Origin of the sequence: Micromonospora sp. GCM10011541 (assembly GCF_042650725.1) — a bacterium.
Lineage (GTDB): Bacteria > Actinomycetota > Actinomycetes > Mycobacteriales > Micromonosporaceae > Micromonospora > Micromonospora sicca.
The window spans coordinates 1-21,959 of sequence record NZ_JBHSBP010000104.1; the positions used below are offsets into that span (position 1 = coordinate 1).

The window sequence follows — 21,959 nt, forward strand, 5'->3', positions numbered from 1 at the left end:
GGCTTATCAAGCACCCTGTTGAGTTCTCAAAGAACAACCACACACCATCCAGAAGCCCTACCCGGTAGGACCCCCATCCGGGGCATTTCGTCCGTCCGCACCCGCCGCTCTCGCGCCGGGCACTTTTACTACGTTACCCGGGGGTTTTTGCCGTGTCAAACCGGTGTTTCGCGGTTTGACGTACGTCAACCCTTTTGCCGGGCACCACTGTTCGACCGGCTCGCGCCGGGCGCTTCGTGGGTTTCGGCAGGACGGCCGCTGCGGTCTCCCGCACGCTCGCCCGTTTCCCTGCCGGCCGATAACCTTACCCGGTCGGTTCCGCCTCGCCAAATCCGCCTCTCGGCGAATCCGGGGCACCGCCCGGTCCCAGGTTCCTGATGAGTGTAACCATCCGACCCTGGGGGTCATTCCCGCGCTCCGGCCTGTCAGGTCTTTCGCCTGTTTCGTCCGTTCCGCGCTGGCAGAGAGAAAGTTACGCGCCCAGCGGATTGATCGTCAAATCCGCTGGGCGCGTCCCGCGTCACACTCTCGACGTACGGCTATCTGCGCAGCTCAACCCCGGCGAAGGAACGCTTGCCGCGGCGCAGCACCAGGTACCGGCCGTGCAGCAGGTCCTCCGGGCCGACGGTGGCGTCCACCTCGGAGATCCGGGTGTTGTTGACGTAGGCGCCGCCTTCGGCGATCACCCGCCGGGCCTCCTTCGTGCTGGGCACCAACCCGGACTCCTTGAGCAGGCCGGCCACGTCCGGCAGCTCGGTGAGGTGCACCAGGCCGGCCTCGATGAGGGCGGCCCGCAGCGTCTCCGGGGCCAGTTCGTCCAGCGCCCCCCGGCCGAAGAGCGCCTGGCTGGCGGCGACCGCCTGGGCCAGCTCCCGTTCGCCGTGCACCAGGCTGGTCAGCTCCTCGGCGAGGGCGCGCTGGGCGAGCCGGGCCTGGGGACGCTCGGCCGTCGCCTTCTCCAGCTCCTCCAGCTCCTCGCGGGAGCGGAAGCTGAAGTAGCGCAGGTAGCGGACGACGTCGCGGTCGTCGGCGTTGAGCCAGAACTGGTAGAAGGCGTACGGGCTGGTCATCTCCGGGTCGAGCCAGACGGCGCCGCCCTCGGTCTTGCCGAACTTGGTGCCGTCGGACTTGGTGACCAGCGGCGTGGTGAAGGCCTGCACCGGTCCCGCGCCCCGGCGGCGGATGTAGTCGACGCCGGCGGTGATGTTGCCCCACTGGTCGGAGCCGCCGTACTGGAGCTGACAGCCGTACCGGCGGTGCAGCTCGAAGAAGTCGTGCGACTGCAGGAGCTGGTAGCTGAACTCGGTGAAGCTGATGCCGGTCTCCAGCCGCGCCTTGACCACCTCCCGGGCCAGCATCCTGTTCACCGGGAAGTGCTTGCCCACGTCGCGCAGGAACTCGACCACCGACATCTCGCCGGTCCAGTCCAGGTTGTTGACCAGCCGGGCGGCGTTCTCCCCGGTGTACGAGACGAACGGCGCGAGCTGGTCGTGGATCCGCCGCACCCAGCCCTCGACCACCTCGGGCGGGTTGAGGGTCCGCTCGGCGCTCTCCTTCGGGTCGCCGATCTGGCCGGTGGCGCCGCCCACCAGCAGCAGCGGGCGGTGCCCGGCGAGCTGCAGCCGGCGAGCCGTGGTGACCTGCATGAGGTGGCCGACGTGCAGGCTCGGCGCGGTCGGGTCGAAGCCCACATAGAAGGTGGCGCTCTCGCCGTCGAGCAGCTCGCGCAGCTCGTCGAGGCCGGTCGAGTCCTGGATCAGGCCCCGCCACCGCAGGTCTTCGGTCAGGGAGTCCCGCCCGTGCGGGAGGTTGCTGTCGGTCACGGTCACCGATTCTCCCCCATCACACCCCCCGGGCCGTACCGGGTTTGCCTCTCGGCGGGGCGGCTAGGCTGGCGGCTCCGTACGAGGCGAGGAGGGGCTGCCGTGGAGATGCCGGACCTGACCGGGGGCTTCGTCGCCCTGCTCGGGCTCAAGTTCGACGAGGTCAGCAGCGAGAAGGTGGTCATCCGCTGGGAGGTGCGCCCGGAGCTGCACCAGCCGTTCGGGATCCAGCACGGCGGGGTCTACTGCTCGGTGGTCGAGACGGCGGCCAGCATCGGCGGCTCGCTCTGGCTGGGCGACAAGGGCCAGGTGGTCGGGGTGTCCAACCAGACCGACTTCCTGCGGGCGGTCCGCGAGGGTGAGCTGACCGCGGTGGGCACGCCGGTGCACCAGGGCCGCAGCCAGCAGCTCTGGCAGGTGGAGATCACCGACGGCGACGGGCGACTGGTCTCCCGGGGCCAGGTGCGCCTGCAGAACCTCACCGCCCGCTGACCCGGGGCCGGAGCGCCCGATTCGACCTGAATTGAGGGGCTGACGCGGATATCGTCGCGTCGATGAGACCCGCCGCTGCCCCGCCGACGTGAGGAAGCTCCTCGCCGCCACCCTCGGCGTGCTCTCCGCCATCGGCGGCTTCGTCGACATCGGCGACCTGGTGGCGGCAAGCCAGGCCGGCGCCCGGTTCGGCATGGCCCACGCCTGGGTGCTGCTCGTCGGTGTGCTCGGCATCTGCGCGTACGCCGAAATGGCCGGACGGATCGCGGCGGTGAGCGGCCGGGCGGTGTTCGACCTGGTCCGGGAGCGGCTGGGGCCGCGGGTGGCGCTGCTCAACCTGGTCGCGTCCTACCTCGTCACGGTGGTCACCCTGGCGGCGGAACTGGGCGGGGTGGCGCTGGTGGTGCAGCTGGCCACCGGGGTCAGCTACCTGCTGTGGGTGCCGGTGGCCGCGTTCGCCGTCTGGCTGGTGCTGTGGCGGATGCGCTTCGAGCTGATGGAACGGGTCTTCGGGCTCGCCGGGATGGCCCTGCTGGTCTTCGCGGTGGCGTTGTTCGCCCTGCCCACCGACTGGGGGCGGCTCGGCCACCAGGCGGTGCACCTCAGCGCCGCCGGGCAGGGCTGGAGCGCCTACTGGTTCCTCGCGGTGGCGCTCTTCGCCTCCACGGTCAGCCCGTACGAGGTCTTCTTCTTCTCCTCCGGCGGGGTGGAGGAGCGGTGGAGCGCCGCCGACCTGGCCCACGCCCGCTCGAACGTGCTGATCGGCTTCCCGGTCGGCGGGTTCCTCGCGCTGTCGCTGATCGCCACCGCGGCGGTGGTCTACCACCCCGGCGGGGAGTCGCTGGACACCCTCGACCAGGTGGCGCAGCCGGTGGTGCGGGCGTTCGGCGGGATCGGGCTGGCGGCGGCCGTGCTGGCGTTCTTCGCGGTGACCTTCGGCGCCGCGCTGGAGACCGGGCTGTCGGCCGCGTACGCGGCGTCGCAGTACTTCGGCTGGCAGTGGGGCAAGCGGGTCAGCCCGCGCGAGGCGGCCCGGTTCCACGCCGTGCTGCTGGTCAGCGTGCTGCTCGGGGTGCTGCTGTTGCTGACCACGATCGACCCGGTCCGGCTCACCGAGTACATGCTGGTCCTCAGCGCGGTGGTGCTGCCGCTGACGTACCTGCCGATCCTGGTGGTGGCGAACGACCGGAACTACCTGGGCGACCGGGTGAACGGCCGCTGGAACAACCTGCTCGGCGCGCTGTTCCTGCTGCTCATCGTCGTCGCGTCGATGGCGGCGATCCCGTTGGCGATCATCACGAGGATGGGACAGTGAGGGTCCAGCTCGCCAAGCAACTGCTCGACCGGCAGATCGTCGACCGGGACGGCCGGCTGGTCGGCCGGGTCGATGACATCGCCTTCGCCGTGGACGACGAGGGGTTCCCGTACGTGGACTGCCTGCTCACCGCGCAGGGCGCGCTCGGGCAGCGGATGGGCGGCCGGGTCGGGCGCTTCCTGGTCGGATTCGCCGACCGGTTCGTCGACGAACCGCCGGTACGGATCCCGGTCGCCCTGATCGACCGGGTGGACACCGCCGTACGGCTGCGCGTCCGGGCGGCCGACCTGCCGCCGCCGCCGGTCGAGGGCTGGCTGCGCCGGCACCTCATCGACCGGATCCCGGGAGCGAACCGTGCGAGCGGGTGAGCTGCTCGGGAGGACCGCGCACGACCTGCACGGGCGGCGGCTCGGGCGGGTGGTGGACGTGGTGGTCCGGGGTGGCTTCCCGCCCGACCGGCTGCGGCTGACCGACGTGATCGTCGCCGGTCACTGGTGGACCCGGGTCACCAGCCGCCTGATCGGCCCGGAGCTGCACCCGTCGGGGCCGTGGCTGCTCCGGGTCATCGCCCGGGTGCTCGGGCGGAGCACCCACCAACTGCCCGCCGACCAGGTGCGGCTCTCCCCGCCGGTACCCGGCTTCCCGTTCGGCCCGCCCGGCGGCACGGACTGACGGCCGGCCCCGGGGCGGCGGTGCGGGCCGGCCGGGCGCCGGCGCGACGGTCAGCTGCGGGCCTCCAGCAGCGGGGCGTCGGCGTCGGTCGCCCCGTCGGTGCCGGCGTCGCGGCGGATCCGCACCTCGGTGATCGCCCGGTGGTCGATGTCGGCCACCACCAGCTCCCAGCCGTCGACGGTGACGCTCTCCCCCGCCACGGTGGGGATGTGCCCGAGGCAGGTCAGCACCAGCCCGGCGATGGTGGTGTAGTCGCCGGCCGGCCGGCCGGGCAGCGCCACGCCCAGGTCGGCCAGGTCGTGCACCGGGAAGGTGCCCGGCAGCAGCAGCGTGCCGTCCTCCTCCGTGCGGACGGAGCTGAGGTCGCGGTCGGTCTCGTCGTAGATCTCGCCGACGATCTCCTCGAGGATGTCCTCCAGGGTGACGATCCCGTCGACCGCGCCGCGCTCGTCCACCACCAGGGCGATGTGCTGCCGTTCGGCCTTGAACTGGCGCAGCGCGTCGACCACCGGCAGCGAGTCGGGCAGCAGCATCGGCGGTCGGGTGCCCTCGTCGACCGGCCGGTCGTCCGGCACGCCGACCAGGTCGCGCAGGTGGATCACGCCGACCGCGTCGTCCAGGCCGCCGTGTCGGACCACCGGGGCCCGCGAGTGGCCGGTCGCGGCCAGCACCAGCCGGGCGGCCTCCGCGGTGGTCCCACTGTCGAGCGTGAAGACCTGGAGCCGGGGTACGAGCACCGCCCGCAGCTGCCGGTCGGCGATCTCCACCGCGCCGGCGATGATCGTCCGCTGTTCCTTGGTGAAGCCGTGGTTGCCGGCGACGATGTCGCGCAGCTCGTCCGGGCCGATCTCCTCGGGCTGGTGCCCGGGGTTCAGCCCGAAGAGGCGTACCACCAGGTCGCTGGTGGCGCCGAGGGCCCAGACGGCCGGCCGGGTGAAGGTGGCCAGCAGGTCGAGCGGCCTGGCCACCACCAACGCCCACCGCTCGGCGGACTGCATGGCGATCCGCTTCGGGGCCAGCTCGCCGAAGACCAGGGTGACGAAGGTCAGGGCCAGGGTCACCGCCACGATGGCGACCGTCCCGGCCGCGTCGCCGAACACCCCGAGCAGCGGTACGAGCGGCCTGGCCAGGGAGACCGCCGCGGCGGCCGAGGCGAGGAAACCGGCGAGCGTGATGCCGATCTGGATGGTGGCCAGGAACCGGTTCGGGTCCTTGGCCAGCCGGGCCAGGGTCCGGCCGGCGCGGCTGGTCCGCTCCAGCCGCTGGAGCTGGCTGTCCCGCAGCGAGACCAGGGCCATCTCACTACCGGCGAAGGCCGCGTTGACGATGACCAGGACTCCGACCAGGGCCAGTTGGCTCCAGTAGCTCTGCACGCCCGGTTCTCTCCCTCACCGCGCCCAGCGTCGGCCGGCCCGGCCGACGCCGCCGGCCGGGAACCCGGTCGGCGTAGGCCCCACTGTGCCCAGCGGCGGGGTGGCTGAATCCTCCCGGTGGCGGCGGGCCGTCAGGCCGGCGCGGGCAGGTCGAGGACGTACGCGTCGCCCTCCGGGCGGAAGCCGAGCCGGTGGTAGTAGGGGGCGACCATGCCGGGCGGGCTGACCACCCGGCGGAACCCGCGGTCGGTGAAGAGGCTGCTGCGCCGGTAGACGAACTCGCCCGGGGTGAAGTCGCGGAACGGCGGGGTGACGTAGTCCAGGTCGATCTGGGCGACCCCGCCGGCCTCGGCGTGCGACACCACCACGCCGACCACCTCGTCGGCGCGGACCACCAGGAAGGCGGAGCGTCGGCGGTCTTCGGGGTCCCAGTGGAAATCCGGGTTGAACCGGGCGATGTCGGGCGCGTGCACCCGCAGCGTGTGGGCCAGGAACGCGTCGCCGGTGCCCACCTCGACCACCTGGTACGTCTGCTCGTCGTGCCGGGTGGCCAGCATCTTCCGCAGGTACCAGACATTGACCACGGCCAGCACCACGTTGAGGCCGACCATCGGCCAGACGTGCACCGCCGCGTTGTAGCCGATCAGGATCAGGCAGCCGAGCAGGTTCAGCGCGCGCAGCCGCAGGATGCGCGTCTGCAGCAGGGACCAGACCAGCAGCGCGGAGCCGGCCCAGCCGACGAGTTCCAGCCAGTTCACCCCGGGGAGACTAGTGGTCGCCCAGCTCAGTGCCGTCGGCGGGCAGCTCCAGCACCCATTCCTCGACCTCGGCGCCGCGGCCGTCGGCGTACCCGGAGTCCTCGCCGACGACGACGAAGCCGCACTTGCGCAGCACGGCCAGGGAGGCGCGGTTGTCCTTGGCGACGCGGGCGTGCACCGGGCCGCGCGGCAGCTCGCGCAGCAGCGCGGCCAGCGCGGCCGTGGCGTGGCCCCGGCCCCACCGGCGCGGGTCGATCCAGTAGCTGACCTCGGTGCGCCCGTCGACCGGGAAGGCAGCCACGTGCCCCACCACCTCGTCGTCGACCAGCACGGTCCGGGTGACGATGCGCGGGTCGGCGCGGATGCGTGCCCAGTGCGCGTCGAACGCCGCCCGGTCGGCCGGGTCGGCCGGCCCGAAGGCGGCCATCCAGTTGGCCTGCGGATCCTGCTGGTGGGCGAAGAACTCGGGCAGGTCGGCGTCGCGTACCGGACGGAGGCGCACAACGGAGGTCACCCGCCGGAGGATACGCAGGCCCACCGACGCACTCGGCACCTCCGGCCCGGTGACCCTCGGCGTCAGCCCGGCCGGCCCGCGCAAAGTCCGGGAGCGGTCACCCGGGCGGTGGACGCCGAGCCAGGACGGGCCCGGCCCGCCCGGTGACATCGGAGGATCGGCAGATGACCACACCTCGCCTCCGGCGGGTCCGCGCCGGCGCGGCAGCCGCCCGGCCCCGGGCCGCCTCGGCCACCGGCGCGCACCTGGCCGGCGCGCGGGCCCTGGGCGCCACGGCGGCCGGGTCGCTGGCGCTGTCCGCGGCCGCGCTCGGCGCGGTGGCGGTGGGTGCGCTGGCGATCGGCCGGCTCGCGGTCCGCCGGGCGGCCATCCGGGAGCTGCGCATCGGCCGGCTCGAGGTGGACGAGCTGGTCGTCCGCCGGTACGCCCTGGCCGGGCCGGCCACCGCCGGCAGCGACGGACGCTAGGGTTCGTCCGACGCCATCAGCTGGCGCACCCCTGCTGCGGTGAACTCGACCCCGGTGTGCTGCGCTGCACCTTCGGCTCCGTCAGCCACGCCGTGCCGCACCACGCGCGCAGCCCGCTCCGCCGTCGTCCGGCACCACGGGGGTAGCGACTCCGCCTGACCGGCCGCACACCCCGCCCGCGTCGGCCGCGTCGCCGGCCGGCTCCGACGATCGTGCGAGTCGGGAGTGCTCCCGGGGCCGCGCGGGACAAATGCGGACCGGCGGCGCCGGGTAGGTCGACAATGGCCTGATCGACCTCTGGGGGAGCTGATGAATAGACCTGTCGTGGTGGGCGTCGACGGATCACCGTCCAGCCTGGTCGCCGCGGAACACGCGGCGCGCACCGCGGTCCAGCGGTCCCGGCCGCTGCACCTGGTGCACGGCTACCTGCACCCGCTCGGCTACGGCGTGCCGCTCAACCCGTACGACATCGGGGTGCCGGCGCCGACCGAGGCGGCGCAGAAGATGCTGGAGCAGGTGGCCGCGGAACTCGCCGAGCGCCGTGCCGGCCTGCGCGTGGAGGTGCGCCAGGTGGCCGGCGGGCCGGGCGCCGCGCTGGTCGCGGAGTCCCGCCGGGCCGAGCTGGTGGTGGTCGGCAGCCGCGGGCACGGCGGGTTCGCCGGCCTGCTGCTGGGCTCGGTCAGCGGCCAGGTCGCCCAGCACGGGCACTGCCCGGTGCTGGTGGTCCGGCCGGCCGACGAGCCGATCCCGGCGGGCGGGCCGGTGGTGGTCGGGGTGGACGGCTCCGAGTCGGCGGCGCTCGCCGTCCGGCAGGCCGCCGACGAGGCGGTACGCCGGGACAGGGCCCTGGTGCTGATGCACGTACGACCCGACGGCCGGCCCGGGGGTCTGCCCGAGGAGGTGGCGGAGTCGGGTGCGGCCGAGCAGGCCGGATCGGCCGACCTGCTGGCCGGCGTGGCCGGCCGGGTACGGACCGACCATCCCGGGCTGACCGTGACCGAGCGACCGGTGCGGGCCGCCAAGCCGGAGCAGGCGCTGCTCGAGGCGAGCGGGGAGGCCGAGTTGGTGGTGGTCGGCTCCCGGGGCCGGGGCGGCTTCGCCGGGCTGCTGCTCGGCTCGGTCAGCCATGCGCTGGTGCAGCACGCCCACTGCCCGGTGCTGGTCGCCCACCCGTACGAGCCGACCGACTGAGCCCGCGCCCGTGGTGGGCGCGGGCACGGCGGGTGGCGGCCGGATCGGGCCCAGGTGGCTGCCCGCTCAGGCCGGGTAGCGGTGGCTCTGGCCCCGGACCGGGGCCTGCCCGGGCGTGGCCGCGGCCCCGGCTCAGGTCGGGTCGCGATCCGGCTCAGGCGGGGTCGCGGCCGGCGAGCAGGTCCTCGAAGCTGGTGGTGAGGGCGAACGGGTCGGCGGGACCGATCGCGGCCGGGCGGCGGTCGACCTGGTCGGCGAGTTCGCCGGCGGCCCGCCGGATCCGGGCGCGCAGGGCCGCGTCGGCTCCCTCGCCGGCCCAGTCCTCGGGCGCGGCGAAGACCGCCGTCGGCACGACCAGCGCGCGCAGGTAGGCGAACATCGGCCGGACCGCGTGCTCCAGGGCGAGCGAGTGCCGGGCGGTGCCGCCGGTGGCGCCGATCAGCACCGGCCGCCCGGCCAGCGCGTCGGAGTCGACCACGTCGAAGAAGGACTTGAACAGTCCGTTGTAGGAGGCGTTGAAGATCGGCGTGACGGCGATCAGCCCGTCGGCGCCGGCCACCGCGTCCAGCACCTCCCGCAGCGCCGGCGAGGGGAAGCCGGTGAGCAGGTGGTTCACCACGTCGTGGGCGTGTTCGCGCAGCTCGATCGGGTGGAGCTCGACGGCGGCGCCGCGCCGGTCCAGCTCGTCGCGAGTGGCCGCGGCGAGCTGGTCGGCGAGCAGCCGGGTCGAGGAGGGCCGGCCGAGACCGGCCGAGACCACGGCCAGGGTGCGCCGGGTCATCGGCCGCCCTCCGCGCCGGTCAGGTCCGCCGCGTCGCGGGCCGCGACCAGCGAGGCGTGGGTGGGCGCCTCGGGTACGTGGGCGGGACGCAGCGCGTCGAACTCCTTGCGGAGCACCGGGACGACCTCCTCGCCGAGCAGGTCGAGCTGTTCGAGCACCGTCTTCAACGGCAGACCGGCGTGGTCCATCAGGAAGAGCTGGCGCTGGTAGTCGCCGACGTACTCGCGGAAGCCGAGCGTACGGTCGATGACCTGCTGCGGGCTGCCGACGGTGAGCGGCGTCTGGGCGGTGAACTCCTCCAGCGAGGGCCCGTGCCCGTAGACCGGGGCGTTGTCGAAGTACGGCCGGAACTCGCGGACCGCGTCCTGGGAGTTGCGCCGCATGAAGACCTGCCCGCCGAGCCCGACGATGGCCTGCTCCGGGGTGCCGTGGCCGTAGTGCGCGAACCGCTGGCGGTAGAGGCCGACCATCCGCTGGGTGTGCTCCTTCGGCCAGAAGATGTGGTTGGCGAAGAAGCCGTCACCGTAGTACGCGGCCTGCTCGGCGATCTCGGGGCTGCGGATCGAGCCGTGCCACACGAACGGCGGCACGCCGTCGAGTGGGCGCGGCGTCGCGGTGAACGACTGCAGCGCCGTACGGAAGCGGCCCTTCCACCGGCTGCTGCCAGCCGTGCGCCGGGTGGGGCGGGACCGGCGGGCGGCGCCGGCGTCGCTGCCGGATCACGACGAGCACGATCGCGCCGACGATCAGCGCCAGCATCAGGGACTGGCACATCAGTCGTCCGATCAATCGCCCTCACTCGTAGGACGTCACCGCGCCGCTCCCCTCGTCCGCCGGAGCCGCCGACCCTAGCGGATCATGGCGGGACGCGGGACCCCGGCGGACCGGTCAGCCGCCGGCCACCGAGGGAAGCACCTGCACGTCGGCGCCGTCGCCGACCGGGGTGTCCAGTCCGCCGACGTGCCGGCAGTCCTCGCCGTCGACGTAGACGTTGACGTACCGGCGCAGCTCGCCCCGCTCGTCGCGGATCCGGCGGGCCAGTCGGGGCCACGCCCCGGCCAGCTCGTCGAGGACCCCCCGCAGGGTGCCGGTGGCGGCCACGGTGAGCCGGCTCGCGCCGCCGGCCTCGCCGCGCAGCGGGCCCGGCAGCAGCACGGTGACCACTCAGAGCTCCGCGGCGCGGACGCAGAGGACGTCGGGCAGGTGGGCGGCGACCAGGGACCAGGAGTCCCCCTCGTCCCGGCTGGCGTAGACCTCGCCGGAGCGGGTGCCGAAGTAGACCCCGGCCGGGTCGGCGTCGTCCACGCACATCGCGTCGCGCAGCACGGACGGGTGAAACGGCCCCTCGGGCAGCCCGACGGTCAGCGGCTCCCACTTGTCGCCGGCGTCGGTGGAGCGGTAGACCCGGCAGCGGTGATCGACGGGGTAGCGCTGCGCGTCGGCGGTCAGCGGGAACGCGTAGATCGTGCCGGACCGGGACGGGTGGGCGACCATCGGGAAGCCGAAGTCGCTGGGCAGGCCGGCGGCGATCGACGTCCAGGTGCGACCGTCGTCGTCGGAGCGGTAGACGCCGTGATGGTTCTGCGCGTAGAGCCGCTCGGGGTCGCCGGCGTCCCGGGCGATCTTGTGGACGCACTGCCCGAACTCGGGCCACTCGTCGGGCAGGAAGTACGCCCGGATGCCGGTGTTGCCCGGCGCCCAGCTCGCCCCGCCGTCCTCGGTGCGGTAAACCCCGCCGGTGGACATCGCCACCGCCATCCGGGCCGGGTCACGGGGGTGCGGCAGCACGCTGTGCACCGCCTGGCCGCCGAAGCCCGCGCCCCACCGCTCCCGGTGCGGGTGGTCCCAGAGCGCCCGGACCAGGGCGAAGCTGCGGCCGCCGTCGTCGGAGCGGAACAGCGCCGAGGGCTCGGTGCCGGCCCAGACCACGTCGGGCTGATCGGCGCCGGCCGGGGTGAGCTGCCAGACCCGACCGAGGCTGACGCCGGTGTCCGCCGGGAAGGCCACCGGCGCCTGGTCCGGCTCCTGCCAGGAGGCGCCCAGGTCGTCGCTGCTGGCCACGCTCGGCCCGAAGTGCGAACTGGTCGTGCCGGCGAGCACCCGGGGCGTGCCGGGGCGCTTGTCGACGGCCACCGCGTAGACGCCGGTCATCGGGAAGTGCGGCCCGCTCACCTCCCAGCCGCGTCGACCGTCGTTGCTGGTGGCGAGGAAGAGACCTTTGCCGGTGCCGATCGCGAGCAGCGTTGCCATGACGGTCCTCCGATCCGTCGGCGGGCAGATGGCCGGGTCCGGGCGGCGATCCGGCGAAAAGCCGGGACATTCGGAAGCCGCCACCCGTGGACTCGGGCCCAGTGATTATGGCCACGCCCTCCGACACATTTCCGCCCGGCCACGCCGGGGCTCAGCGTCGCACCCTGGGCACGTGCCGCCGGTAGGCGCTCACCGTCGGATCGCCGGAGATCCAGAACCGCCACGGCACGTCGTGCGCCCCGGTGACGCCGACCCGCGGGCCGGCCTCGATCGCCGCCTCGGCCACCGGCTCGAGGGGCGGTCGCAGCCGCACCGGGCCGTCGCCGAGCAGGTCGAGGCCGTAGGCGGAGCGGTCGATGCCGAGCGCCGCGCAGAGCCGGGCGGGCCCACGGGCGAGGTCCACGTCCCGGCGTACGGCGGGGCGCCGGGCCCGGGCGGCGTCGAGGCCGTCGACCACCTCGCCGGCCCGCAGCAGCACCGCCGAGGCCTCCCCGTCCAGGCCGGTCACCACGTTCACGCACCAGTGCATGCCGTAGGTGAAGTAGACGTAGGCGTGCCCGGCCGGCCCGAACATCACCGCGTTGCGCGGGGTGCGCCCCCGGTGGGCGTGCGAGGCCGGGTCCCCGGCCGTGCCGGCGTACGCCTCGACCTCGGTGATCCGGACGGTGACCCCGCCCGCGGCGAGCCGGCAGCCGAGCAGCCCGCGCGCCGCCGGCACGACCGGGCCGGCGAGCAGCTCGACGAGGTCGGCGGTGGTCACGGGGTCAGCGGCGGTCATGGCTCGACCCTAGTCGGCGCCGCGGAGATGAGCACGACTTGCTTTCAACAAACTGTTGACAAAGGGGTGTTCAAGCGGCTCTGATGGAACACATGGTCACGCTGGACAACGACCCGTTCACCGCTCCGGATGCTGCCCAGGCCCGCGCGCACCGCAACTACGCGGCGCTGCTGCGGATCGCCGAGCGGCACGCCGGCACGGACGCCCGCCGCCGTCGGTACGCCCACCCGGACGTGCCGGACGCCTACGAGGCGGCGACGCTGGTGATGGCCCTCGCCGGCGGGGCCGAGCTGGAGCCCGGCGAGGAGCCGGTCGACCAGGCCGACCTGATGGCCGCGCTGACCCTGATCCCGCACGTCCGCGCCGAGGTCGACGCCCTGGAGGCGGGTCTGTTGCAGGTCGCCCGCGGCCGCGGCCTGACCTGGCAGGCGATCGCCTTCGGGCTCGGGCTGGGCAGCGCCCAGGCGGCCCGCCAGCGCTACGAGCGGCTGACCGTCCGGACCGGCACCGGCGACTGAGCGGCGGCGTCGCAGGCATGCGCGAGACTGGGCCCGCAAGCGGGCGACGGGAGGACGCGATGACGCGCGAGGAGATGCTGGCGTACTGCCTGGCCAAGCCGGGCGCCTGGCTGGACCAGCCGTGGGAGGGCGACGAGGTGGTCAAGGTGGGGAGCCGGATCTTCGCGTTCCTCGGCTCCCCCGACGGCGAGGCGCGGGTGGGCGTGAAGTGCGGCCCGAACCGGGACGTCGCCGACGAGTGGCTGCACCGGTTCCCGGAGGACGCGACAGCATCGCCGTACATCGGGCGGTCCGGCTGGAACACGCTGCGCCTGGACGCCGGGATCGGCGACGAGGAACTGATCGACGCCGTCGACGGGTCGTACGACGCGGTGGTGGCGAAGCTGCCGAAGCGGGAGCGCCCGACGGGCTGAGGGTCGGCGCGGGTGGGGCCACCCGCGCCGACCCGGCGACCTCAGCGGGGGACGACCCGCTCGGCGGCCCACTCCCGCCAGCCGAACAGCCTGTCGGCGGCGGCGGCGAGCTGGTCGGCGACCGGTCCGGGGCCGGTCGAGCCGGGCGTGGTGCGCGCGGCGAGGGCGGAGCGGACCGACAGCACGTCGCGCACCGACGGGTCGAGGTGCTCGCTCACCGTCGCCAGGTCGGCGTCGGAGACCTCGTCCAGGGCGCAGTCCCGGGCCACGCAGAGCGCGACCAGCTTGCCGGTGATCTCGTGCGCGTCGCGGAACGGCACGCCCCTGCGGACCAGCCAGTCCGCCACCTCGGTGGCGAGGGAGAAGCCGACCGGCGCGGCGGCCACCAGGCGGTCGACCCGGACCGTCATCGTGGAGATCATCCCGGCGAGGGCCGGCAGCAGCAGCTCCAGGGTGTCGACCGCGTCGAAGGCCGGCTCCTTGTCCTCCTGCATGTCCCGGTCGTAGGTCATCGGCAGGCCCTTGAGCATGGTGAGCACGCTCATCAGCCCGCCGACCAGGCGGCCGGACTTGCCCCGGGCCAGCTCGGCGATGTCCGCGTTCTTCTTCTGCGGCATGATCGACGAGCCGGTGGCGAAGGCGTCGTCCAGCTCGACCCAGCCGAACTCGTGCGACGTCCAGAGCACCACCTCCTCGCCGAGGCGGGACAGGTGCACGCCGATCATCGCGGTGACGAAGAGGAACTCGGCGACGAAGTCCCGGTCGGCGACGGCGTCCATCGAGTTGGCGAAGGACGTGCGGAAGCCCAGCTCCTTGGCGACGGCCATTGGGTCCAGCGGCAGGCCCGAGCCGGCGAGCGCGCCCGCGCCGAGCGGGCTGATCGCCGCTCGGTGGTCCCAGTCCCGCAGCCGTTCCAGGTCGCGCAGCAGCGGCTGCACGTGGGCGAGCAGCCAGTGCCCGAAGGTGACCGGCTGGGCGTGCTGCAGGTGGGTCATGCCGGGCGCGGCGGTGTCCACGTGCCGCCCGGCCTGCTCGACCAGCGCCTCGGCCAGTTCGACCAGGCGGGCGGCCACGCCGCGGGCGTGGTCGCGCAGGTAGAGCCGCAGGTCGGTGGCGACCTGGTCGTTGCGGGACCGCCCGGCGCGCAGCTTGCCGCCGAGGCTGCCGAGCCGCTCCAGCAGGCCGCGTTCGAGGGCGGTGTGCACGTCCTCGTCGTCGACGGTCGGGCGGAACTGCCCGGAGGCGCAGGCGGCCTCCAGGTCGTCCAGCGCCGCCAGGATCCGGCCCAGCTCCTCGGGGTCGAGCAGGCCGGCGCCGGCGAGGACCCGGGCGTGCGCCCGGGACCCGGCGAGATCGTACGGGGCGAGGCGCCAGTCGAACTGGACGCTCACCGACAGCCGTGCGAGGGCCTCGGAGGGGCCGCCGGCGAACCGACCGCCCCACAGGCTCGTCCGGTTGGTGGCGGCGCTGTTCTCGGTCAGGCTCTTGTCGTCCACCCCGCCCATTGTGGTGCCCACGATCTTCAGCCGCCCAACCGGGCGTCCCGCGCGGCGGCCATCTTGCTCGGCAGGCCCCACAGCTGCACGAAGCCCTTCGCCAGGGACTGGTCGAAGGTGTCGCCGGTGTCGTAGGTGGCCATGCCGAAGTCGTACAGGCTGGACTCGGAGCGCCGGCCGGTGACGGTGGCCCGGCCGCCGTGCAGGGTCAGCCGCACCTCGCCGGAGACGTGCTGCTGGGCGTCGGCGATGAACGCGTCGAGGGAGTTCTTCAGCGGCGAGAACCAGAGGCCGTCGTAGACCAGCTCGCCCCAGCGCTGGTCGACGCCGCGCTTGAACCGGGCCAGGTCGCGCTCGACGGTGACCGCCTCCAGCTCCTGGTGGGCGGTGATCAGCGCGATCGCGCCGGGGGCCTCGTACACCTCGCGGCTCTTGATGCCGACGAGGCGGTCCTCGACCATGTCGAGCCGGCCCACGCCCTGCGCGCCGGCGCGCCGGTTCAGCTCCAGGATCGCCTGGTACGGGGTGACGGTCTCGCCGTCGATCGCGACCGGGTTGCCGGCGTCGAAGGAGATCACGACCTCGTCGGCGTCCCGCGGCTCGGCCGGGTCGGACGTGTACGAGTAGAGGCCCTCGATCGGGCCGTTCCAGATGTCCTCGAGGAAGCCGGTCTCCACCGCGCGACCCCACAGGTTCTGGTCGATGGAGTACGGGGACTTGGCCGACACGTCGATCGGCAGCCCCTTCTCCTCGGCGAAGGCGATCGCCTTGTCCCGGGTCCAGGCGAAGTCCCGGGCCGGGGCCACGATCTTCAGGTCGGGGGCGAGCGCGCCCAGGCCGACCTCGAAGCGGACCTGGTCGTTGCCCTTGCCGGTGCAGCCGTGCGACACGATGGTGCCGCCGTGCTTGCGGGCCGCCGCGACCAGGTGCTTGACGATCAGCGGCCGGGACAGCGCGGAGACCAGCGGGTAGCGGTCCATGTAGAGGGCGTTGGCCCGGATCGCCGGCAGGCAGTAGTCGGCGGCGAACTCGTCGCGCGCGTCGACCACCTCGGATTCGACGGCGCCGCAGTCCAGGGCGCGCTGCCGGATGGCGTTCAGGTCCTCGCCGCCCTGCCCGACGTCGACCGCGACCGCGATCACCTCGGCGCCGGTCCGCTCGGCCAGGTAGGGAATGGCGACGGAGGTGTCGAGACCCCCGGAGTACGCCAGGACGACCCGCTCGGTCATGGTTTTGTGCTCCCTTCAACGTTGTCTTCGCGGCGGGCCCAGCCGGCGAGCTTGTCGCCGAGCGCGGCCCCGCCGAGGGCCTCGCGGGCCACGACGAGGATGGTGTCGTCGCCGGCGATGGTGCCGACGATCTCGGGCAGGCCCGCTCGGTCCAACGCGCTGGCCAGGTATTGGGCTGCGCCCGGCGGGGTACGCAGCACGGCGATGTTGCCGCTGGAGTCGACCCCGTTGAGCAGCTCGTGCAGCAGCCGGACGAGCCGGGCCGGGGCGGCCTCGGCGTCGCGCAGCGGCCGGCGGCCGTCCTCGGGGATCAGGTAGACGCCCCGGCCGTCGCCGCCGCGCGCGGTGACCGCCCCCAGTTCCTTGAGGTCCCGGGAGAGGGTGGCCTGGGTGACCTGGATGCCGTCGCCGGCGAGCAGGTCGGCCAGCTCGGTCTGCGAGTGGATCGCCTTCTCGCGGATCAGCTCGACGATCCGGGCGTGCCGGGCGGTACGGGTCAGCGGGGCGGTCATGATGTCGATGCCTCCAGGAGAAACGTGAGCAGCGCCTTCTGGGCGTGCAGGCGATTCTCCGCCTGGTCGAAGACCGCGCTCCGCGGCCCGTCGAGCACCTCGTCGGTGATCTCCTCACCCCGGTGCGCGGGCAGGCAGTGCAGCACGATCGCGTCCGGCGCGGCGGGGCCGAGCAGCGCCGCGTTGATCTGGTACGGCCGGAACGGGGTGATCCGGTCCAGCCCGTCGTCCTCCTGGCCCATCGAGGTCCAGGTGTCGGTGGCCAGCACGTGGGCGCCGCGGGCGGCCTCGACCGGGTCGGTCAGCAGCCGGACCGAGCCGGCGGTGCCGGCCGCGATCTTCTCGGCCCGGGCCACGATCTCGGGATCGGGCTGGAAGCCGACCGGGCCGGCGATCCGGACGTGCATCCCGGCGGTGGCGCCGGCCAGCAGGTACGAGTGGGCCATGTTGTTGGCCGCGTCCCCCACGTACGCGAGGGTCCGCCCGGTGACGGCGCCGAACCGTTCGCGGACGGTGAGCAGGTCGGCGAGGAGCTGGCAGGGGTGGTAGTCGTCGGTGAGCGCGTTGACCACCGGCACGGTGGCGTGCGAGGCGACCTCGGCGATCCGGTCGTCGCCGTGGGTGCGCAGCACGATCGCGGCGACGTAGCGGGAGAGCACCCGGCCGGCGTCGGCGAGGGTCTCGCCCCGGCCGAAGTGGGTGACCTGGGTGTCCACCACGAGCGGGTGGCCGCCCAGTTCGGCGATGCCGGCGTCGAAGGAGATCCGGGTGCGCAGGCTCTGCTTGTCGAAGAGCACCGCCACCGACCGCGGCCCGGCGAGGGGCTGGTACGCGAACCGGTCGGCCTTCATCCGGGCCGCCAGGTCGAGCACCACCGCCTGTTCGGCCGGGGTCAGGTCGTCGTCCCGCAGGAAGTGCCGGATCATGCGCTGACCTCCGCGCTGCTCGTGGTCGTCGGTGCCCGGGTCGAGATGCCGGTCGCGGCCGGCCCCGCCAGGCGCTGCTTGCCAGCAGGTCCCGCCTCGCCCGGGGCGGCGGGGGTGGCCGCGTCGAGCGCCGCCGGGAGGGCGGCGAGGAAGGCGTCGGCCTGCCCAGCGGTGAGGATCAGCGGCGGGGCGAGCCGGACCACGCCGGGCTGCACCGGGTTGACCAGGAAGCCGGCGTCACGCAGGGCGGTCGCCACCGGGCCGGAGACCGGTTCGGCGAGCACGATGCCGAGCAGCAGCCCGGCGCCGCGGACGTCGGTCACGAGGGGGTGTCCGAGCGCCTCGATCCCCCGGCGCAGCCGCTCGCCGACCCGCTTGACGTGATCGAGCAGCCCCTCGTTGGCGATGGTGGCGATCACGGCGAGGGCGGCCGCGCAACTGACCGGGTTGCCGCCGAAGGTGGTGCCGTGCGAGCCGGGACCGAGCAGTTCGGCGGCCCGGCCGAAGGCCAGGCAGGCGCCGATCGGCAGGCCGCCGCCGAGCCCCTTGGCGAGCGTGACGAGGTCCGGTTCGACGCCCTCGGCCTGGTGGGCGAACCAGTGCCCGGTCCGGCCGACGCCGGTCTGCACCTCGTCGAGCACCAGCAGCGCGCCGTGCCGGGCGGTGATCCGCCGGGCCGCCGCGAGGTAGCCGGCGGGCGGGACCACGATGCCGTTCTCGCCCTGGATCGGCTCCAGGATCACCATTGCGGTCGCGTCGGTCACGGCCGCTTCGAGGGCCGCCACGTCGCCGTACGCGACGTGGGTGACCTCGCCGGGGAGCGGGCGGAACGGATCGGCCTTGGCCGGCTGGCCGGTGAGCGCCAGCGCACCCATGGTGCGGCCGTGGAAGCCGCCCCGCGCGGCGACCACGTGGGTGCGGCCGGTGAGCCGGGAGAGCTTGAACGCGGTCTCGTTGGCCTCGGCGCCGGAGTTGGCGAAGAAGACCCGCCCGGGGCGCCCGGCCAGGGCCAGCAGCAGTTCGGCCAGGGCCACCGGCGGCTCGGCGACGAAGAGGTTCGAGACGTGACCGAGGGTGGCGACCTGCCTGGACACGGCGGCCACCACGGCCGGGTGGGCGTGGCCGAGGGCGTTGACCGCGATGCCGCCGAGCAGGTCGACGTACTCCCGGCCGGCCTCGTCGGTGACCACCGCGCCGGAGCCGGAGACCAGCGCGAGCGGCGGGGTGCCGTAGTTGTCCATCATGGCCGCGCACCAGCGCTCCACCAGCGTGCTCATGACGGAACCACCATCGTGCCGAATCCTTCCGAGGTGAACACTTCGAGGAGCGTGGAGTGGGCGACCCGGCCGTCGACGACGTGCGCGGCGGGCACTCCCCCGCGCACCGCCCGCAGGCAGGCCTCCATCTTCGGGACCATCCCCGATTCCAGGGACGGCAGCAGCTTGGCCAGGTCGTCGGTGCTGATCTCGCTGACCAGGCTGGCAGTGTCCGGCCAGTCCGCGTACAGGCCGGGGACGTCGGTGAGGACGACCAGCTTGCGGGCGTCGAGGGCGGCGGCGAGGGCGGCGGCGGCCGTGTCGGCGTTGAGGTTGTGCAGCACCCCGTCGACGTCCGGCGCGACGGTGGAGATGACCGGGATCCGGCCGGCCGCGATGAGGTCGGCCACCGCGGAGACGTCCACCGACTCCACGTCGCCGACCTGCCCGACGTCGACCGGCTCCCCGTCCACGTACGCCGGGCGGCGCACGGCGGTGAAGAGCCCGGCGTCCTCGCCGGAGAGGCCGACGGCGAACGGGCCGTGCGCGTTGATCAGCCCGACCAGTTCCCGGCCGACCTGGCCGACGAGCACCATCCGGACGACGTCCATCGCCTCGGCGGTGGTGACCCGCAGCCCGCCCTTGAACTCGCTGGCGATGCCGAGCCGGCCGAGCATGGCGGAGATCTGCGGCCCGCCGCCGTGCACCACGACGGGCTTGAGGCCGGCGTACCGGAGGAAGACCATGTCGGCGGCGAAGGCGCGCTGGAGTTCGGGGTCGACCATGGCGTTGCCGCCGTACTTGACCACGACGGTCGCGCCGGAGAAGTTCGCCAGCCAGGGCAGGGCCTCGATCAGCGTCTCGGCCTTGGCCTGGGCCCGGGTGAGGTCCGCGGAGAGACTCATGTGGAGTACGCCGAGTTCTCGTGCACGTACGCGTGCGACAGGTCGTTGGTCCAGATCGTCGCGGCCGCGTCGCCGGCGTGCAGGTCGATCCGGATGGTGACGTCCCGCCCGGTCAGGTCCACCTTGGACCGATCCTCCGCGGCGGCGCCGGAGCGGCACACCCAGACGCCGTTGACCGCGACGTCCACGCCGTCCGGCTCGAACGCGGCCGAGGTGGTGCCGACGGCGGCGAGGATCCGGCCCCAGTTCGGGTCGTTGCCGAAGAGCGCGGTCTTGACCAGGTTGTTGCGGGCCACTGAGCGGCCCACCTCGACGGCGTCGTCGGAGTCGGCGGCGCCGACCACGTCGATCGCGATCTGCTTGGTGGCGCCCTCGGCGTCGGCGATGAGCTGCTGGGCCAGGTCGTGGCAGGCGGCGGTGACCGCGGCGGTCAGTTCGGCCCCGGTCGGCTCGATGCCGGACGCGCCGCTGGCCAGCAGCAGCACGGTGTCGTTGGTGGACATGCAGCCGTCGGAGTCGATCCGGTCGAAGGTGACCCGGGTGGCGGCGCGCAGCGCGGCGTCGAGGGTCTCCGGCCCGGCGACCGCGTCGGTGGTGAGGACGCAGAGCATGGTGGCCATGGCGGGGGCGAGCATCCCGGCGCCCTTGGCCATCCCGCCGACGGTCCAGCCGCTGCCCTTGGCGACGGTGGTCTTCGGCCGGGTGTCGGTGGTCATGATCGCCTCGGCCGCCGCCGCGCCGCCGTCACGGGCGAGCCCGCGGACGGCGCTGCGCACCCCGGGCAGCAGCTTCCGCATCGGCAGCCGCTCGCCGATCAGCCCGGTGGAGCAGACCGCCACCTCGGCGGCGCCGAGCATCAGCCGGGGGCTGCCGGCGGTGAGCGCGGCGGCGGTGTGTTCGGCGGTGGCGTGGGTGTCCTGGAATCCGGCCGGCCCGGTGCAGGCGTTCGCGCCGCCGGAGTTGAGCACCACGGCGCGGACCACGCCGCCCCGGACCACCTGCTGGCTCCAGAGCACCGGCGCGGCCTTGACCCGGTTGGCGGTGAAGACGCCGGCCACGCCGGCGTCTGGGCCGTCGTTGACGACGAGGGCGATGTCCGCGGCGCCGCTGGTCTTGAGGCCGGCGGCGACCCCGGCCGCCCGGAAGCCCCGGGGAACGGTGACGGTCACGGGGCGATCCCCCAAACGGAGAGTCCGGTGGTCTCGGGGAGGCCGAACATCAGGTTGGCGTTCTGCACGGCCTGGCCGGCCGCGCCCTTGCCGAGGTTGTCGACGGCGCTGGCCACGATCACCCGGCCGGAGTCGAGGTCCACCGCGGCCTGCAGGTGGCAGGAGTTCCCGCCGGCGGTGGCCGCGGTGTGCGGCCACGTCCCCTCGGGCAGCACGTGCACGAAGGGGGCGTCCGCGTACGCCGCGGTGAGCACCGCGTGCGGGTCGGCGTCGCCGGTGGGCACGGCGGTGACCGTGGCGAGGATGCCGCGCGGCATGGGGGCGAGCACCGAGGTGAAGGAGAGGCTGGTCGCGCCGGTGGCCTGCTTGATCTCCGGCACGTGCTGGTGGGCGCCGACCTTGTAGGGCGACAGGTCGCCCATCACCTCGCTGCCGAGCAGGTGGGCCTTGGCGGCCCGGCCGGCGCCGGAGGACCCGGAGGCGGCGACCACCACCACGTCGGTGGGGTGGACCGCGCCCGCGGCGATCAGCGGCGCGAGCGCGAGGGTGGTGGCGACGGCGTAGCAGCCCGTGTTGGCCACCCGGGTGGCGGCGGCGATGGCGGCCCGTTGGCCGGGCAGCTCGGGCAGGCCGTAGGTCCAGGCGCCCGCGTGCGGGCCGCCGTAGTACCGGACCCAGGCGGCGGCGTCGCGCAGCCGGTGGTCGGCGCCGAGGTCGACCACCTTGACCGTCTCCGGCAGGGCGGCGGCGAGCGCCGCCGACTCGCCGTGCGGCAGGGCCAGGAAGACCAGGTCCGCGTCGGCCAGGGCGGTCGGGTCGGTCGCCCCGAGCACCAGGTCCAGGCCCGCGAGCTGCGGGTGTACGGCGGTGACGGGCCGGCCGGCCTGCGCGTGGGCGGTGGCGGTGACCAGATCGAATTCCGGGTGCCCGGCGACCAGGCGCAGCAGCTCGCCACCGGCGTAACCGCTGGCCCCGGCGACCGCGACTCGGATGCCCATACCCACCTCCGCATGACTATGCACTGAAGGCTAGTCTGCCGGAGGCTGCGCTGCAAGTTCATGCGTCCCATTGCATGGAAATGAGGACGTGATCGCGATCACCCCGGCAGAGACGCCGACGGC

Annotated in this window: 24 protein-coding genes and 1 pseudogene; 8 read left to right on the forward strand and 17 right to left on the reverse strand. The window is 74.0% G+C overall.

Annotated features, from left to right (window positions below; translation table 11 throughout):
• Nucleotides 1-539: 539 nt before the first annotated feature.
• Nucleotides 540-1,823, reverse strand: coding sequence for a tyrosine--tRNA ligase (tyrS, locus tag ACFOYX_RS34355; RefSeq protein WP_109805184.1), 1,284 nt, complete (start codon nt 1,821-1,823; stop codon nt 540-542).
• A 108-nt stretch (nt 1,824-1,931) separates the two neighbouring features.
• On the opposite strand from tyrS, the gene ACFOYX_RS34360 reads away from it, so the two are divergent.
• The 4 genes from ACFOYX_RS34360 to ACFOYX_RS34375 all read left to right on the forward strand — a co-directional run bounded on the left by ACFOYX_RS34360 (nt 1,932) and on the right by ACFOYX_RS34375 (nt 4,302).
• Nucleotides 1,932-2,315: a PaaI family thioesterase gene (locus ACFOYX_RS34360; protein WP_201749965.1), complete on the forward strand. Its 384-nt coding sequence runs from the start codon at nt 1,932-1,934 to the stop codon at nt 2,313-2,315.
• An 88-nt stretch (nt 2,316-2,403) separates the two neighbouring features.
• Nucleotides 2,404-3,630: a divalent metal cation transporter gene (locus ACFOYX_RS34365; RefSeq protein WP_322440617.1), complete on the forward strand. Its 1,227-nt coding sequence runs from the start codon at nt 2,404-2,406 to the stop codon at nt 3,628-3,630.
• Complete coding sequence (locus tag ACFOYX_RS34370; protein ID WP_109805180.1) at nt 3,627-3,998, forward strand: hypothetical protein; 372 nt, start codon at nt 3,627-3,629, stop codon at nt 3,996-3,998. The genes ACFOYX_RS34365 and ACFOYX_RS34370 overlap by 4 nt, the downstream gene beginning before the upstream one ends.
• Complete coding sequence (locus ACFOYX_RS34375) at nt 3,985-4,302, forward strand: PRC-barrel domain containing protein (RefSeq protein WP_322440616.1); 318 nt, start codon at nt 3,985-3,987, stop codon at nt 4,300-4,302. The genes ACFOYX_RS34370 and ACFOYX_RS34375 overlap by 14 nt, the downstream gene beginning before the upstream one ends.
• Nucleotides 4,303-4,352: 50 nt before the next feature.
• Here ACFOYX_RS34375 and ACFOYX_RS34380 read toward each other — a convergent pair whose 3' ends face one another.
• From ACFOYX_RS34380 to ACFOYX_RS34390, 3 genes are all read right to left on the reverse strand, one after another.
• Nucleotides 4,353-5,675 carry a hemolysin family protein gene (locus ACFOYX_RS34380; RefSeq protein ID WP_322440615.1) on the reverse strand — a complete coding sequence of 441 codons (1,323 nt, stop codon included), beginning with the start codon at nt 5,673-5,675 and terminating at the stop codon, nt 4,353-4,355.
• 131 nt (nt 5,676-5,806) lie between these two features.
• Entirely contained in the window at nt 5,807-6,433 is a 627-nt protein-coding gene (locus ACFOYX_RS34385) for a hypothetical protein (protein WP_236648484.1), read from the reverse strand.
• 10 nt (nt 6,434-6,443) lie between these two features.
• Nucleotides 6,444-6,947, reverse strand: coding sequence for a GNAT family N-acetyltransferase (locus tag ACFOYX_RS34390; protein WP_322440614.1), 504 nt, complete (start codon nt 6,945-6,947; stop codon nt 6,444-6,446).
• 164 nt (nt 6,948-7,111) lie between these two features.
• On the opposite strand from ACFOYX_RS34390, the gene ACFOYX_RS34395 reads away from it, so the two are divergent.
• On the forward strand, nt 7,112-7,414 hold the full coding sequence (locus ACFOYX_RS34395) for a hypothetical protein (RefSeq protein WP_322440613.1): 303 nt from the start codon (nt 7,112-7,114) through the stop codon (nt 7,412-7,414).
• A gap of 309 nt (nt 7,415-7,723) precedes the next feature.
• Nucleotides 7,724-8,605: a universal stress protein gene (locus ACFOYX_RS34400; RefSeq protein WP_322440612.1), complete on the forward strand. Its 882-nt coding sequence runs from the start codon at nt 7,724-7,726 to the stop codon at nt 8,603-8,605.
• Between the two features lie 154 nt (nt 8,606-8,759).
• On the opposite strand, the gene ACFOYX_RS34405 is transcribed toward ACFOYX_RS34400, so the two are convergent.
• The 5 genes and pseudogenes from ACFOYX_RS34405 to ACFOYX_RS34425 all read right to left on the reverse strand — a co-directional run bounded on the left by ACFOYX_RS34405 (nt 8,760) and on the right by ACFOYX_RS34425 (nt 12,414).
• A complete protein-coding gene (locus tag ACFOYX_RS34405) occupies nt 8,760-9,386 on the reverse strand; it encodes an FMN reductase (protein ID WP_109801006.1) in 627 nt (208 codons plus the stop codon).
• Nucleotides 9,383-10,039, reverse strand: a pseudogene (locus ACFOYX_RS34410) (LLM class flavin-dependent oxidoreductase); the annotation flags it as partial. The pseudogene ACFOYX_RS34410 and the gene ACFOYX_RS34405, both read right to left, overlap by 4 nt.
• Nucleotides 10,040-10,274: 235 nt before the next feature.
• Entirely contained in the window at nt 10,275-10,550 is a 276-nt protein-coding gene (locus ACFOYX_RS34415) for a ubiquitin-like small modifier protein 1 (RefSeq protein WP_322440611.1), read from the reverse strand.
• Nucleotides 10,551-11,636, reverse strand: coding sequence for an exo-alpha-sialidase (locus ACFOYX_RS34420; protein WP_322440610.1), 1,086 nt, complete (start codon nt 11,634-11,636; stop codon nt 10,551-10,553).
• Nucleotides 11,637-11,787: 151 nt separating this feature from the next.
• Entirely contained in the window at nt 11,788-12,414 is a 627-nt protein-coding gene (locus tag ACFOYX_RS34425; protein ID WP_109801011.1) for a DNA-3-methyladenine glycosylase, read from the reverse strand.
• 83 nt (nt 12,415-12,497) lie between these two features.
• Here ACFOYX_RS34425 and ACFOYX_RS34430 point away from each other — a divergent pair, with 83 nt between their 5' ends.
• The gene (locus tag ACFOYX_RS34430; protein ID WP_236647405.1) at nt 12,498-12,932 is read left to right on the forward strand and encodes a DNA-binding protein; all 435 of its coding nucleotides are present in this window, start codon (nt 12,498-12,500) and stop codon (nt 12,930-12,932) included.
• 59 nt (nt 12,933-12,991) lie between these two features.
• Nucleotides 12,992-13,345, forward strand: a complete 354-nt coding sequence (locus ACFOYX_RS34435; RefSeq protein WP_109801012.1) for an MmcQ/YjbR family DNA-binding protein — start codon at nt 12,992-12,994, stop codon at nt 13,343-13,345.
• A 41-nt stretch (nt 13,346-13,386) separates the two neighbouring features.
• Here ACFOYX_RS34435 and argH read toward each other — a convergent pair whose 3' ends face one another.
• The 8 genes from argH to argC are packed head-to-tail and all read right to left on the reverse strand — an operon-like array spanning nt 13,387 to nt 21,836.
• Nucleotides 13,387-14,850: an argininosuccinate lyase gene (gene argH / locus ACFOYX_RS34440; RefSeq protein WP_322440618.1), complete on the reverse strand. Its 1,464-nt coding sequence runs from the start codon at nt 14,848-14,850 to the stop codon at nt 13,387-13,389.
• Between the two features lie 17 nt (nt 14,851-14,867).
• On the reverse strand, nt 14,868-16,070 hold the full coding sequence (locus ACFOYX_RS34445; protein WP_109801014.1) for an argininosuccinate synthase: 1,203 nt from the start codon (nt 16,068-16,070) through the stop codon (nt 14,868-14,870).
• Nucleotides 16,067-16,582: an arginine repressor gene (locus ACFOYX_RS34450; RefSeq protein WP_109801015.1), complete on the reverse strand. Its 516-nt coding sequence runs from the start codon at nt 16,580-16,582 to the stop codon at nt 16,067-16,069. Before ACFOYX_RS34450 ends, ACFOYX_RS34445 begins: the two co-directional genes overlap by 4 nt.
• Nucleotides 16,579-17,508 carry an ornithine carbamoyltransferase gene (gene argF, locus ACFOYX_RS34455; protein ID WP_322440609.1) on the reverse strand — a complete coding sequence of 310 codons (930 nt, stop codon included), beginning with the start codon at nt 17,506-17,508 and terminating at the stop codon, nt 16,579-16,581. The genes ACFOYX_RS34450 and argF overlap by 4 nt, the downstream gene beginning before the upstream one ends.
• Nucleotides 17,505-18,785, reverse strand: coding sequence for an acetylornithine transaminase (locus ACFOYX_RS34460; RefSeq protein WP_322440608.1), 1,281 nt, complete (start codon nt 18,783-18,785; stop codon nt 17,505-17,507). The genes argF and ACFOYX_RS34460 overlap by 4 nt, the downstream gene beginning before the upstream one ends.
• Nucleotides 18,782-19,669: an acetylglutamate kinase gene (gene argB, locus ACFOYX_RS34465; RefSeq protein ID WP_109801018.1), complete on the reverse strand. Its 888-nt coding sequence runs from the start codon at nt 19,667-19,669 to the stop codon at nt 18,782-18,784. The genes ACFOYX_RS34460 and argB overlap by 4 nt, the downstream gene beginning before the upstream one ends.
• Nucleotides 19,666-20,838 (reverse strand): bifunctional glutamate N-acetyltransferase/amino-acid acetyltransferase ArgJ, encoded by a 1,173-nt coding sequence (gene argJ / locus ACFOYX_RS34470; protein ID WP_322440607.1) that lies wholly within the window; start codon nt 20,836-20,838, stop codon nt 19,666-19,668. Before argJ ends, argB begins: the two co-directional genes overlap by 4 nt.
• The gene (gene argC, locus ACFOYX_RS34475; protein ID WP_322440606.1) at nt 20,835-21,836 is read right to left on the reverse strand and encodes an N-acetyl-gamma-glutamyl-phosphate reductase; all 1,002 of its coding nucleotides are present in this window, start codon (nt 21,834-21,836) and stop codon (nt 20,835-20,837) included. The genes argJ and argC overlap by 4 nt, the downstream gene beginning before the upstream one ends.
• Nucleotides 21,837-21,959 lie beyond the last annotated feature (123 nt).